The organism is Pseudomonas sp. BRG-100 (genome assembly GCF_000737955.1).
Classification (GTDB): domain Bacteria; phylum Pseudomonadota; class Gammaproteobacteria; order Pseudomonadales; family Pseudomonadaceae; genus Aquipseudomonas; species Aquipseudomonas synxantha_A.
Genome location: NZ_JPRX01000001.1, coordinates 2529578 through 2542627 on the forward strand (window position 1 = coordinate 2529578; position 13050 = coordinate 2542627).

General features: G+C 59.7%; 11 protein-coding genes. 7 read left to right on the forward strand and 4 right to left on the reverse strand.

The genetic code is table 11. The annotated features are described in order from the left end of the window. Positions 1 to 126 precede the first annotated feature (126 nt). Together JH25_RS16030 and JH25_RS16025 are read right to left on the reverse strand one after the other, a co-directional pair. Complete coding sequence (locus JH25_RS16030; protein WP_032878059.1) at positions 127 to 1620, reverse strand: CoA-acylating methylmalonate-semialdehyde dehydrogenase; 1494 nt, start codon at positions 1618 to 1620, stop codon at positions 127 to 129. A 39-nt stretch (positions 1621 to 1659) separates the two neighbouring features. Next, a complete protein-coding gene (locus tag JH25_RS16025) occupies positions 1660 to 3009 on the reverse strand; it encodes an aspartate aminotransferase family protein (protein WP_032878060.1) in 1350 nt (449 codons plus the stop codon). Between the two features lie 126 nt (positions 3010 to 3135). Here JH25_RS16025 and JH25_RS16020 point away from each other — a divergent pair, with 126 nt between their 5' ends. The 6 genes from JH25_RS16020 (at position 3136) to JH25_RS15995 (ending at position 9226) form a co-directional block, all read left to right on the forward strand. Next, entirely contained in the window at positions 3136 to 4056 is a 921-nt protein-coding gene (locus tag JH25_RS16020) for a LysR family transcriptional regulator (protein WP_003188270.1), read from the forward strand. An 87-nt stretch (positions 4057 to 4143) separates the two neighbouring features. Beyond that, positions 4144 to 5538: a uracil-xanthine permease family protein gene (locus JH25_RS16015; protein WP_032878062.1), complete on the forward strand. Its 1395-nt coding sequence runs from the start codon at positions 4144 to 4146 to the stop codon at positions 5536 to 5538. Between the two features lie 87 nt (positions 5539 to 5625). After that, positions 5626 to 6285 carry a TetR/AcrR family transcriptional regulator gene (locus tag JH25_RS16010; protein WP_005784489.1) on the forward strand — a complete coding sequence of 220 codons (660 nt, stop codon included), beginning with the start codon at positions 5626 to 5628 and terminating at the stop codon, positions 6283 to 6285. Positions 6286 to 6299: 14 nt separating this feature from the next. Further along, complete coding sequence (locus tag JH25_RS16005) at positions 6300 to 6881, forward strand: IMPACT family protein (protein ID WP_032878063.1); 582 nt, start codon at positions 6300 to 6302, stop codon at positions 6879 to 6881. Between the two features lie 55 nt (positions 6882 to 6936). Continuing rightward, the gene (locus tag JH25_RS16000; RefSeq protein WP_032878064.1) at positions 6937 to 7623 is read left to right on the forward strand and encodes an SDR family oxidoreductase; all 687 of its coding nucleotides are present in this window, start codon (positions 6937 to 6939) and stop codon (positions 7621 to 7623) included. Positions 7624 to 7867: 244 nt separating this feature from the next. Next, positions 7868 to 9226, forward strand: a complete 1359-nt coding sequence (locus JH25_RS15995) for an 8-oxoguanine deaminase (protein WP_032878065.1) — start codon at positions 7868 to 7870, stop codon at positions 9224 to 9226. 74 nt (positions 9227 to 9300) lie between these two features. Here the strand turns inward: JH25_RS15995 and JH25_RS15990 are convergent, their stop codons facing one another. Next, positions 9301 to 10392: a calcium:proton antiporter gene (locus JH25_RS15990; RefSeq protein WP_005784481.1), complete on the reverse strand. Its 1092-nt coding sequence runs from the start codon at positions 10390 to 10392 to the stop codon at positions 9301 to 9303. 193 nt (positions 10393 to 10585) lie between these two features. On the opposite strand from JH25_RS15990, the gene JH25_RS15985 reads away from it, so the two are divergent. Then, entirely contained in the window at positions 10586 to 11539 is a 954-nt protein-coding gene (locus JH25_RS15985) for an adenosine deaminase (RefSeq protein ID WP_005784479.1), read from the forward strand. Positions 11540 to 11615: 76 nt separating this feature from the next. Here JH25_RS15985 and JH25_RS15980 read toward each other — a convergent pair whose 3' ends face one another. Further along, positions 11616 to 12986, reverse strand: coding sequence for an MFS transporter (locus JH25_RS15980; RefSeq protein ID WP_032878067.1), 1371 nt, complete (start codon positions 12984 to 12986; stop codon positions 11616 to 11618). Positions 12987 to 13050: the final 64 nt, after the last annotated feature.

The following is a 13050-nucleotide window of genomic DNA, read 5'->3' on the forward strand; positions in this document are numbered from 1 at the left end:
GGGGCGAATTATAGGCTTCCAGAATCTGCCGTCAACCTTCTTTTTCACATTTCTGTCATATCGGTCGAAAATGCCTTAGAAACGCGAAAGCCGGCCCCAAGGGGGCCGGCTTTCGCTTATCGAGTCTTACAGACTAGGGAAGGCGAACTGCGACGCTTCATGACTGGCCCGTTGCGGCCAACGCTGAGTGATCGCCTTGCGACGGGTATAGAAACGCACCCCGTCCGGCCCATAGGCGTGCAAGTCGCCAAACAGAGAGCGCTTCCAGCCACCGAAGCTGTGATATGCAACCGGCACCGGCAACGGTACGTTAACCCCTACCATGCCGACCTCAATCTCATCACAGAACAGCCGCGCTGCTTCACCGTCACGCGTGAAGATGCAGGTACCGTTGCCGTATTCATGATCGTTGATCAGTTGCATCGCCGCTTCCAGGCTATCCACCCGGACCACGCACAACACTGGCCCAAAGATCTCTTCTTTATAGATCCGCATCTCGGGGGTAACGCGGTCGAACAGACTGCCGCCAAGGAAAAATCCTTGTTCATGCCCGGCAATGCTCAAGCCGCGACCATCAACGACCAGCTCTGCACCCGCCGAAACACCCTCTTCTATATAGCCACTGACCTTATCTCGTGCCTGCCCCGTCACCAACGGGCCCATATCCAGGCCACAGGAGGTGCCCGCGCCGATCTTCAACGCCTTGACCTGCGGCACCAGCTTAGCGATCAACGCGTCCGCCACCTGGTCGCCCACGCACACCGCCACCGAAATCGCCATGCAACGCTCGCCGCAAGAACCATAAGCCGCGCCCATCAAGGCACTCACGGCGTTGTCCAGGTCTGCATCCGGCATCAGCACCGCATGGTTCTTCGCCCCGCCCAACGCTTGCACACGCTTGCCGCGCTTGGTCGCTTCGCTATAGATGTACTCGGCAATCGGCGTCGAGCCTACAAAGCTCAAGGCTTTAACTTCCGGCGCTTGAATCAATGCGTCCACCGCGCCTTTGTCGCCGTGCACCACACTCAGTACGCCTTTAGGCAGCCCAGCCTCCTGCAACAGTTGCGCGATCAACAACGTAGAACTCGGATCACGCTCCGAAGGTTTGAGGATGAAACAGTTACCGCACACAATCGCCAGCGGGTACATCCACAACGGCACCATCGCCGGGAAGTTGAACGGGGTGATACCCGCCACCACGCCTAGCGGCTGGAAGTCCGACCAGGCATCAATGTTCGGCCCCACGTTGCGGCTGTATTCGCCCTTGAGAATCTCCGGTGCCGAGCACGCGTACTCCACGTTCTCGATCCCACGCTTGAGTTCACCCGCCGCGTCTTCCAGGGTCTTGCCATGCTCCTCACTGATCAACTGCGAGATACGTGCTTCGTTTTGCTCCAGCAACTGCTTGAAACGGAACATCACCTGGGCACGCTTGGCCGGAGGCGTATTGCGCCAGGCCGGAAACGCCGCCTTGGCTGAGTCAATCGCCTGTTGAATGGTTTCACGGCTGGCCAACGGCACCTGGTGAATCACCTGGCCGGTAGACGGGTTATAGACGTCGGCACTACGACCGCTGTCGTTGACCAGCTCACCGTTGATCAAATGCTGGATAAGGCTCATGCAGGGCTCCTGAAAAATTGTTCTATATAGAAGGAGAAATCAGTCGATCTTGTTCAGCACTTCGCCGACCGCGTCAAACAGACGGTCCAGGTCCTGCGGCTTGCTGTTGAAGGTTGGCCCGAACTGCAGGGTGTCGCCGCCAAAACGCACATAGAAACCGGCCTTCCACAATGCCATGCCGGCCTCGAATGGACGCACGATGGCATCCCCATCACGCGGGGCAATCTGGATAGCACCGGCCAGGCCGTAGTTGCGAATGTCGATCACATTCTTGCTGCCCTTCAAACCGTGCAGCGCATTCTCAAAGTGCGGTGCGACTTCGGCTACGCTCTGCACCAGGTTTTCTTTCTGCAACAGGTCCAATGCCGCCAAGCCCGCCGCGCAAGCCACCGGGTGCGCCGAGTAGGTGTAGCCGTGGGGGAATTCCACGGCGTATTCCGGCGTCGCCTGGTTCATGAAGGTCTGGTAGATCTCGCTGCTGGCAATCACCGCGCCCATCGGAATAGCGCCATTGGTGACCTGCTTGGCGATACACATCAGGTCCGGGGTCACGCCAAAACTGTCGGCACCGAACATTGAGCCGGTACGGCCGAAGCCTGTGATCACTTCGTCGAACACCAAAAGGATATTGTGCTGGTCGCAAATTTCGCGCAGGCGCTTGAGATAACCCTGCGGTGGCACCAATACGCCAGCGGAACCGGCCATCGGCTCGACAAACACGGCTGCGATGTTCGACGCGTCATGCAGTTCGATCAGTTTGAGCAACTCATCGGCCAAGGCAATACCGCCCTGCTCCGGCATGCCCCGGGAGAAGGCGTTGCTGGTCAGCAAGGTGTGAGGCAGGTGGTCGACATCCATCATCGCCTGGCCAAACAGCTTACGGTTACCGTTCACACCGCCCAGGCTGGTACCAGCGATGTTCACACCGTGGTAACCACGGGCGCGACCAATCATCTTGGTCTTGGTGGCCTGACCTTTGAGGCGCCAGTAGGCCCGCACCATCTTCACCGCCGTATCGGCACATTCAGAGCCCGAATCGGTGAAGAACACATGATTCAGGTTGCCTGGGGTCAGGTCGGTGATCTTTTCCGCCAACTGAAAGGACAACGGATGACCGTATTGGAAGCCTGGGGAGTAGTCCAAGGTGCCCAATTGCTTGGCGACCGCCTCCTGGATTTCCTTGCGCGTATGCCCGGCGCCACAGGTCCACAGGCCCGACAACGAATCATAAACCTTGCGCCCCTTGTCATCGGTCAACCAACTGCCTTCAGCGGCCACGATCAGGCGCGGGTCGCGCTGGAAGTTGCGGTTGGCGGTGTAGGGCATCCAGTGCGCATCCAGCTTGAGTTGGCTGGCCAGGGGCGATGGGGCGTTTTCGGGCATGTTCATCAGCAAAACCTCGCAAGGCAAAAGGCAGCGTCGGGATTGAAAAAGCGTTGTTGCAGCTAAATTGCCACGGGGATAAAGTCGGTGAAATCCAACTCTTCTAACCTTCAGTCAGGACTTCACTAAACTATGAGCAGCCGTCGTCCCGACCCTTTGGCCCAAGTCAGCGACTTCGACATTCGCTTGCTGCGCATCTTTCGCAGCGTGGTGGAATGCGGCGGCTTCTCGGCGGCAGAGACCGTACTCGGCATCGGCCGCTCGGCCATCAGCCAGCAGATGAGCGACCTGGAGCAGCGGCTCGGCCTCAGACTTTGCCAACGCGGCCGCGCCGGTTTTTCCCTGACGGAGGAAGGCCGCGAGGTTTATCAGTCAGCCCTGCAATTGTTGAGCGCCCTGGAAAGCTTTCGCACCGAGGTCAACGGCCTGCACCAGCATTTGCGCGGCGAGTTGATCATCGGCCTCACCGACAACCTCGTCACCCTGCCGCATATGCGCATCACCCACGCACTGGCGCAGTTGAAGGAACGCGGCCCGGACGTGCAGATCCAGATCCGCATGATCGCCCCCAATGAAGTAGAACAAGGTGTACTTGATGGCCGTCTGCATGTCGGCGTGGTGCCCCAGGCCAGCGCCCTGTCAGGTCTGGAATACCAACCGCTGTACAGCGAGCGCTCACTGCTTTATTGCGCGGTCGGGCACCCGCTGTTTTATGCCGACAACAAACAACTCGATGACGAGCGCATCGACAGCCAGGACGCCATCGCCCCTACCTTTCGCCTCCCCGCAGAGATCCAGGCCCACTACCAGGCGCTCAACTGCACGGCCAGCGCTTCGGACCGTGAAGGCATGGCGTTCCTGATCCTCACTGGCCGCTATATCGGCTACTTGCCCGATCACTACGCCAGCCTGTGGGTGCAACAAGGCCGACTGCGCGCGCTGAAACCGGCTACACGTTTTTACGATTTGAGCCTGGCATCGGTCACGCGCAAAGGCCGGCGCCCTCATTTGGTGCTGGAAAGTTTCCTTGAAAGCCTGGCCGCGACGCGCTAACTCGGGCCTCACGCAAAAAGCTGAGCACATGGACAGCTTTTTGCAAGGCACAAGGACCTTGAACCGTCCGCCTCGAGTCTACCCGCCATGCCACCAGAATCTGCCAGCCCCAGCGACCTGATCTACGGCCTCAACGATCGCCCCAAACCACTGCCGGCTCTATTGGCAGCACTACAACATGTGCTGGCGGCGTTCGTCGGCATCATTACTCCGCCGCTGATCATCGGCTCCACGCTCGGCCTCACCGCCCACCTGCCCTATCTGATCAGCATGGCGCTGATGGTGTCCGGTGTAGGCACGTTCATCCAGGCACGCAGGCCGTATGGTATCGGCGCCGGTATGATCTGCCTGCAAGGCACTAGCTTTGCGTTTCTCGGCGCGGTGTTGGCGGCAGGCTTTCTAGTCAAGCAACGCGGCGGCAGCCCGGAAGACATTCTGGCGATGATCTTCGGCGTGTGCTTCTTCGGCGCGGCGGTGCAGATCGTGTTGAGCCGCTTCATTGGCCAACTGCGTCGTGTCATCACCCCCCTTGTAACGGGGATCGTCATCACGTTGATCGGCATCAGCCTGATCAAAGTGGGGATTACCGACCTCGGCGGCGGTTTTAATGCGCCAGACTTCGGCGCCCCTGCGAACCTGGCACTCGGCCTGTTCGTGGTACTGACAATCATCCTGCTCAACCGCTCCAATACCCCGTGGGTACGCTTGAGCGCCATTATCATCGGCCTGGCCCTGGGGAGCCTCGCGGCGTGGTTCAGCGGTAAATTGGTGCCCCAAGCCCTGCCCGACTTGCCCTTGATCAGCCTGCCGATGCCGTTCCGGTTTGGTATCAACTTTGACTGGAGCGCTTTCCTGCCGATTGCGCTGATTTATCTGATCAGCAGCATCGAAACCGTCGGCGACCTCACGGCCAATTGCATGATCGCCCGCCAACCCATCAGCGGTGCATCTTATATAAGCCGGCTCAAGGGCGGCGTGCTGGGCGATGGCGTGAGCTGCATGATTGCCGCCACCTTCAGCGCGTTCCCCAACACCACCTTTGCCCAGAACAATGGCGTGATCCAGCTCACCGGCGTGGCCAGCCGTTACGTCGGTTTGTATATCGGTGTGCTGCTGTTCTGTCTGGGCCTGTTTCCATTGATCGGCGCCGTACTGCAGCAAATCCCCAAGCCGGTGCTGGGCGGCGCGACCCTGGTGATGTTCGGCAGCGTGGCCGCCGCCGGCGTGCGTATCCTCGCCCAGGCGCCGCTGGATCGACGCAGCATGTTGATCATTGCCACCTCGTTTGGCGTCGGCCTGGGTATCGCCGCTCAACCCAACTTGCTGCACCTGATGCCGACACTGGTACAGAACCTGTTCGACTCGGCCATCACCAGCGGCGGCCTCACCGCCATCGTATTGTGCCTGTTGCTGCCGGAAGCCAAGGTGAGTACATGCGCTACAAACCCAACAGCGCAAAGCGAAAGCCTGGAGCCGCTTTGACGGTTTTATTGCATCGGGACTTGTCTGAGGCTTGAGGGTGGGTTATCTGTGCACACGTCGCCTTTATCGATCAGCACGGAAACCTCCATGAGCCTCGAAGTTCCTGCCCACAGCAACCACGCCGGTAAACCCGCCAGCCGCATTCGGCAAAAGAACGAACAAGCTATTCTCCAGGCTGCTGAAGATGAATTCGCCCGCCATGGCTACAAAGGCACCAGCATGAACACCATCGCTGCCAGTGCCGGGCTGCCCAAGGCCAACTTGCACTACTACTTCACCAACAAGCTGGGCCTGTATATCGCGGTGCTCAGCAATATCCTCGAATTATGGGACAGCACCTTCAACGCGTTGACCGCCGAGGATGACCCGGCCGTGGCGCTTGCGCGCTACATCCGCACCAAGATGGAGTTCTCGCGGCGCCAACCACAAGCCTCGCGGATCTTCGCCATGGAGATCATCAGCGGCGGCGAATGCCTCACCGAATATTTCGGTCAGGACTATCGCGCCTGGTTCAGTGGCCGAGCCGCGGTGTTCCAGGCGTGGATCGACGCCGGCAAAATGGACCCCGTCGATCCCGTGCACTTGATCTTCCTGCTGTGGGGCAGCACCCAGCACTACGCCGACTTCGCCACCCAGATCTGCCGCGTCACCGGTCGCACCAAGCTGACCAAGCAGGACATGGAAGACGCCGGCACCAACCTGATCCATATCATTCTCAAAGGCTGCGGCATCAAGCCGGCCCTATAAAAACGAAGCGAGTTATGTCTTTTACGCTGACAGGCTTTTGCGAATTTCGTGAAGAAATACGCAAAAGCCGCTTTATCACCTTGGCGGTGCCGATCACCAGCCCGCAGGACGCCCAGGCGTTTTTCGAGCAGCACAGCGACCTGAACGCCACGCACAACTGCTGGGCCTGGAAGCTGGGCGATCAATACCGCAGCAACGACGACGGCGAACCCGGTGGCACCGCCGGGCGACCGATCCTCGCGGCTATCGAGGCCCAGGGGTTCGATCAGGTCGCGGTGCTGGTGATCCGCTGGTACGGCGGCATTCAATTGGGTACGGGCGGACTCGCCCGTGCCTACGGTGGTGGCGCAAACAAATGCCTGCAAAATGCCGAGCGTATCGAACTGATCAGCCGTGTGCCCCTGAGCTGCGCCTGTGGGTTCTCCGAGCTGAACCTGGTGAAGCTGCGCGTCGCCGAACTCGGCGGTTTAGTGCTGGAAGAAACCTTCACCGCCAACGGCGTGGAGCTACACCTTGCGCTGGCAGGGGCACACATCGACACCCTGCAAACCCAGCTCGCCGACCTGAGCCGTGGGCGCATCCTGCTGCAACGCTGAAACTGCTACTGTTAGGCGCTGAACTCCCTGAACCGCGACTTCAAAGGAAGCCTTCATGTCTACGCCAAAAACCGCACTGATCATCGGCGCCTCGCGCGGGCTGGGCCTTGGCCTGGTCAAGCAACTGCTCCAGGATGGCTGGGACGTCACCGCCACCGTGCGTGATCCGCACAAGGCCGATGCCCTCAAAGCCGTGGGCCCGGTGCAGATCGAGAAATTGGATATGGATGATCAGCAAGCCGTGATCGCCCTGGCCCAACGCTTGAAAGACCGCACCTTCGACCTGCTGTTCGTCAACGCTGGCGTCAAGGGCCCGGCGAACCAGGCGCCAGGCCACGCCACCCTCGCAGAGGTCGGCCAGCTGTTTTTCACCAACGCCGTGGCGCCGATCAACCTGGCCCAGCGCTTTGTCGGGCAGATCCGCAAAGACACCGGCGTGCTGGCGTTCATGAGTTCGGTGCTGGGCAGCGTGACCATTCCCGACGGTTCGGACCTGGCGCTGTACAAGGCCAGCAAGGCTGCCCTCAACTCAATGACCAACAGCTTTATCACCCAGTTGGGCGACCACAAGCCGACGGTTCTGTCGCTGCATCCTGGCTGGGTGAAAACCGACATGGGCGGAGAGAACGCACATATCGACGTCGACACCAGCGTGCGCGGCCTGGTGGATCAAGTAAATGCCTACACCGGCAAGGGCGGCCATCACTTCGTGGACTACAAGGGCGACCCCATCGCCTGGTAAATACACCGATCAACCTGTGGAAGGGGGCTTGCTCCCGATGGCTGAGTGTCAGTCAATGCTGTGTGGACTGGCCCACCGCTATCGGGAGCAAGCCCCCCTCCCACTCTGTACCTACTCCTACAGCTAGACCCCGTAATGAACTACACGTAATCTAGCCCCCTCGCCCTCCCCGGCGACCCTGGATCAGCAGACAGGGCAACACTGAGCTGGCAAACCTGAACCCATCATTCAGAGGAGCCGGCCAATGCCTGCGACCCGTATCTGGTTAAAAAACCCCCTCGCGATTTTCACTGCCAATGGCCTCGACGCCCGTGGCGGCCTGGTGCTGCAAGACGGTGTGATCACCGAATTACTGGCCCAGGGCCAAGAACCGGCACAACCCTGCACGCAGGTGTTCGATGCTCGCGAACATGTGGTCCTGCCCGGGCTGATCAACACTCACCATCATTTCTATCAAACCCTCACCCGCGCCTGGGGCCCGGTGGTCAACCAGCCGCTGTTTCCCTGGCTGAAAACGCTGTACCCGGTATGGGCGCGGCTTACCCCGGAAAAACTCGCCCTGGCCAGCAAAGTCGCCCTGGCTGAATTGCTGCTGTCGGGCTGCACCACGGCGGCCGACCACCACTACCTGTTCCCCGATGGTTTGGAAAACGCCATTGATGTGCAGGTAGCCAGCGTGCGCGAACTGGGGATGCGCGCCATGCTCACCCGCGGCTCCATGAGCCTGGGCGAAGCCGATGGCGGCCTGCCACCGCAGCAGACCGTGCAACAAGGCCAAATCATTCTTGACGACAGCCAGCGCCTGATCCGCGAATATCACGAGCGGGGTGACGGCGCGCAGATTCAGATTGCCCTGGCTCCGTGCTCGCCGTTTTCCGTCACCCCCGAGATCATGCAAGCCAGCGCCGAATTGGCCAACCGCCTGGATGTGCGCCTGCATACCCACTTGGCGGAAACCCTCGACGAAGAAGACTTCTGCCTGCAACGCTTCGGCCTGCGTACCGTGGATTATCTCGACAGCGTCGGCTGGCTCGGCCCACGCACCTGGCTGGCCCATGGCATTCACTTCAACCCGGATGAAATCGCACGCCTGGGTGCCGCCGGTACGGGGATCTGCCACTGCCCAAGCTCCAACATGCGCCTGGCTTCCGGTATCTGCCCGACTCTGGACCTGCTTGCCGCCGGCGCGCCCATCGGGCTGGGCGTGGACGGCTCGGCGTCCAACGATGCCTCGAACATGATCCTTGAAGCGCGTCAGGCCCTGTACATTCAGCGCCTGCGTTATGGCGCAGAAAAGATCACCCCAGAAGGCGTGCTGGGCTGGGCAACCAAAGGTTCGGCACAGTTGCTGGGCCGAACGGACATCGGTGAATTGGCCGTAGGCAAGCAGGCTGACCTGGCATTGTTCAAACTTGATGAACTGCGCTTCTCCGGTAGCCACGATCCAATTTCAGCGCTGCTGTTGTGCGGTGCGGACCGGGCGGATCGAGTGATGATCGGCGGCAAGTGGCGGGTGATCGACGGCCAAGTCGAAGGCCTGGACCTGAAAGGCTTGATCGCCGATCACACCCAGGCGGCTCGCCAACTCATCGCCGGCACCTGAGCCAGACGCCGATCAAAATGTGGGAGGGGGGCCTGCTCGCTCCCACATTGGGTCTACGGCGTCATCAAAAACAGTTACAGCCCCAGCAGCGACAACATGATAAAAGTCGCAAACAACACAAAATGAGTCATCCCTTCAATGGCATTCGTCTCGCCATCGTTGAGGTTGATAGCGCTGACAATCAGCGTGATAAACACCATCACCGTCTGCACCGGCGTCATCGCCATCTGGAACGGCTGGCCGCTATAGAGCGCCATGGCTTCCATCACCGGCACCGTCAGGATCACCGTAGACAACGAAGCACCCAACGCGATATTCACCACCGACTGCATACGGTTGGCCAATGCAGCGCGCAATGCCGTCAGAATTTCTGGCGCGGCCGAGATAGCCGCCACCACAATCGCCGTGATCACCGGCGGCGCGCCCGTGCCTTCCAGGCCCAGATCCAGGGTTTTGGACATCACCTCGGCCAACGCGCCAATCACAATCACGCCAAACACCAACGTGCCTATCGAGAACGCGAGGTTAACGGGCGGTGTGTGTTCTTCTTCGGTTGATTTCTTGCGGCGTTTTTCCGGGTAGCTGTAGCTGAAGAAATAACTGTGTGGGCCTACCTGCATCCTCAGGAACAAGGTGTAGAGCACCACCATCGCGCCAATGGTGAAGGCCGAGTAAATTTTCCAATCGGCCTCGGGGATAAATTCCGGTACCACCATCGACACGCCCATGGCGGTGAGGATCATCACGCTGTAGGTGCGCGCTGAGTCATCGTTGTAGGACTGTTCCCCATGCTTGATGCCCCCCATCAAGGCGGCCAGGCCGAGAATACCGTTGATATCCAGCATCACCGCCGAGTAAATGGTATCGCGCACCAGGGTGGGCGATGGCTCGTTGCTCATCATGATCGCCAGGATCACCACTTCCACCAACACGGCCGCGAGGGTCAGGATCATGGTGCCGTAGGGATCGCCAACCTTTTCTGCCAACTGCTCGGCGTGGTGGGCTACGCGCATTGAGGCCATTACGATAAACGCAATCAGCGCAGCACCGGCCAGCAGGGCCACCAGTTGCCCACTGTGGAGCATCCAGTGCTCCAGCGGATAAGCCGCAATGGCGGCAATCAGCGCCAGCAGCATGAATTTTTCTTGCTTGAGGTGTGTGAGCATTACGGGCCTTTTCGTGCAGCGAATCAGTCATTGATGGGGTACAGACTGCGCCAAGCCGCTAACGTTTCGTTACACCTTAGTTCAGCTCACCCTTGCGTGAGTGACACAAATACTCTCCTGCTGGTCAGGTTTTGCCGATTATTTCAGCCATGGCCTGTAGAATGCCGCCATTGCACCTGATGAGATTTTAACTATGTACGATTGGCTCAACGCCCTGCCCAAGGCTGAACTGCACCTGCACCTGGAGGGTTCGCTGGAGCCTGAGTTGCTGTTCGCCCTGGCCGAGCGCAACAAGATTGCGCTGCCGTGGAACGACGTCGACACCCTGCGCAAGGCCTACGCCTTCAACAACCTGCAAGAGTTTCTCGACCTGTATTACAAAGGTGCCGATGTGCTACGCACGTCCCAGGATTTCTACGACCTGACCTGGGCCTACCTGCTGCGCTGCAAAGCCCAAAACGTGATCCACACCGAACCGTTCTTCGATCCACAAACCCACACCGACCGTGGCATCCCGTTCGAAGTCGTGCTGAACGGCATCGCCGCTGCGCTTAAAGATGGCGAGCAGCAACTGGGCATCACCAGCGGCTTGATCCTCAGCTTCCTGCGCCACCTGAGCGAAGCCGAAGCCGAGAAAACTCTCGACCAGGCCCTGCCGTTCCGTGACGCGTTCGTGGCCGTGGGCCTGGACAGCTCGGAAATGGGTCACCCGCCGAGCAAGTTCCAGCGCGTGTTCGACCGTGCCCGCCACGAAGGCTTCCTCACCGTCGCCCACGCCGGCGAAGAAGGCCCGCCCGAGTACATCTGGGAAGCGCTCGACCTGCTGAAAATCCAGCGTATCGACCACGGCGTGCGTGCCATTGAAGATGAACGCTTGATGCAGCGCATCATCGACGAACAGATCCCGCTGACGGTATGCCCGCTGTCCAACACCAAACTCTGCGTGTTCGACGACATGGCACAGCACAACATCCTCGACATGCTCGAACGTGGCGTGAAAGTCACCGTGAACTCGGACGACCCGGCCTACTTCGGCGGTTATGTCACCGAGAACTTCCACGCGCTGCACACCTCCCTGGGCATGACCCAGGACCAGGCCAAACGCCTGGCGCAGAACAGCCTGGATGCGCGGCTCGTAAAGCCATAACCGGCCATCATTGAACGAATGCAGGCTAAATGTGGGAGGGGGCAAGCCCCCTCCCACATAGGTTTTGCGCTGACCTTTAGATTTGGGTGAGCTCTTCCAGCGTCTTGCCCTTGGTCTCCATCCCGAACACCCACACCACCAGCGCCGCCACGGCAAAGCACAACGCCCCCAAGGCAAATACCCCGCCCTGCCCGGTTATCGGAAATACCAACCCGGTCACCAACGGCCCCAGCAACGAGCCTACGCGGCCAATTGCTGACGCAAATCCGGAACCTGTAGCTCGCGCCGAAGTGGGATATAGTTCCGGCGTGTAGGTGTACAGCACCGCCCACATGCCAAACAGGAAAAACTGCATCAACAACCCGGAGGTGATCAGCAGGGCCACATTGCCGCCAAACACAGCACTTTGCCCATACAGAAACGCCATCACCCCGCCACCCAGCAGCGTCACGACGCACACCGGTTTACGCCCCCAGCGCTCGACCAGCCAGGCCGCCATCAAAAAGCCGGGGATCCCGCCCAGGGAAATGATCACCGTGTAATACACCGACTGGGTCACGGCGAAACCCGATTGCTGCAATAGCGCGCTCAACCACGACGTCAGCCCGTAGAACCCGAGCAAGGCAAAGAACCACACGCTCCAGATCATCATCGTGCGTTGGCGGTACTGCGCCGACCACAGCTGCTGGAACGCGGAAAAGAATGTACCCGGCGTACTCTCTACCCATGGCAGGGCCATCGGCTCCGGCAAATCGGCGCGGCCCAGGGAGTCGCGTACCTTCTGCTCGATACCCAGCAATACCTTGTCCGCCGCTTCGTGGCGCCCGGCCTGTTCCAGCCAACGCGGCGACTCTGGAATAAAGAAGCGGATGGCCAACACAAACACCGCCGGTACCGCCAACACCAGGAAGATGTCGCGCCAACCAATCACCGGCAGCAAAAAGTACGACAGCACCCCGGCGGCTACAAAGCCCAACGGCCAGAAACCATCCATCAACGCAATGTAACGCCCGCGCCGTTTGGCGGGAATCAACTCCGACAGCATCGACTGAGCAATAGGAAACTCCATGCCCATGCCAATGCCCAACAGGATCCGAAACAACGTCAACGCCTCCACTGTCTGCGCCGTGGAGCACAGGTAACTGGCCACGCCCCACAACACGATGCTCCACTGAAACACCGGTTTGCGCCCAAAGCGATCCGCGAGCATTCCAGAAAGAGAAGCACCCACCACCATGCCGAAAAAACTCGAACTGGCCAGCAACCCGGCCTGGGCCGTGCTCAAGCCAAACTCGGTTTTGATCGAGCCCAACAGAAAGGTCATCATTGCCAAGTCCATGGAGTCGAAGAAAAACGCCAAGGCAATGATGATGAAGATGACTCGGTGGTAACCGCTGATGGGCAACCGTTCCAGCCGCTGTGCTGCGCTATAACCCTGCCTGACCATGCCGCATCCCCCCGTATGAAAAATCCCCTTGGCGAGTGTGCGGCATCGTTTGTCCTGGCTATTG

What these genes read in the sequence shown, in the direction of transcription:
- JH25_RS16030 (WP_032878059.1), bottom strand. Translation starts at nt 1,620, where the DNA reads ATGAGCCTTATCCAGCATTTGATCAACGGTGAGCTGGTCAACGACAGC.
- JH25_RS16025 (WP_032878060.1), bottom strand. Translation starts at nt 3,009, where the DNA reads ATGAACATGCCCGAAAACGCCCCATCGCCCCTGGCCAGCCAACTCAAG.
- JH25_RS16020 (WP_003188270.1), top strand. Translation starts at nt 3,136, where the DNA reads ATGAGCAGCCGTCGTCCCGACCCTTTGGCCCAAGTCAGCGACTTCGAC.
- JH25_RS16015 (WP_032878062.1), top strand. Translation starts at nt 4,144, where the DNA reads ATGCCACCAGAATCTGCCAGCCCCAGCGACCTGATCTACGGCCTCAAC.
- JH25_RS16010 (WP_005784489.1), top strand. Translation starts at nt 5,626, where the DNA reads ATGAGCCTCGAAGTTCCTGCCCACAGCAACCACGCCGGTAAACCCGCC.
- JH25_RS16005 (WP_032878063.1), top strand. Translation starts at nt 6,300, where the DNA reads ATGTCTTTTACGCTGACAGGCTTTTGCGAATTTCGTGAAGAAATACGC.
- JH25_RS16000 (WP_032878064.1), top strand. Translation starts at nt 6,937, where the DNA reads ATGTCTACGCCAAAAACCGCACTGATCATCGGCGCCTCGCGCGGGCTG.
- JH25_RS15995 (WP_032878065.1), top strand. Translation starts at nt 7,868, where the DNA reads ATGCCTGCGACCCGTATCTGGTTAAAAAACCCCCTCGCGATTTTCACT.
- JH25_RS15990 (WP_005784481.1), bottom strand. Translation starts at nt 10,392, where the DNA reads ATGCTCACACACCTCAAGCAAGAAAAATTCATGCTGCTGGCGCTGATT.
- JH25_RS15985 (WP_005784479.1), top strand. Translation starts at nt 10,586, where the DNA reads ATGTACGATTGGCTCAACGCCCTGCCCAAGGCTGAACTGCACCTGCAC.
- JH25_RS15980 (WP_032878067.1), bottom strand. Translation starts at nt 12,986, where the DNA reads ATGGTCAGGCAGGGTTATAGCGCAGCACAGCGGCTGGAACGGTTGCCC.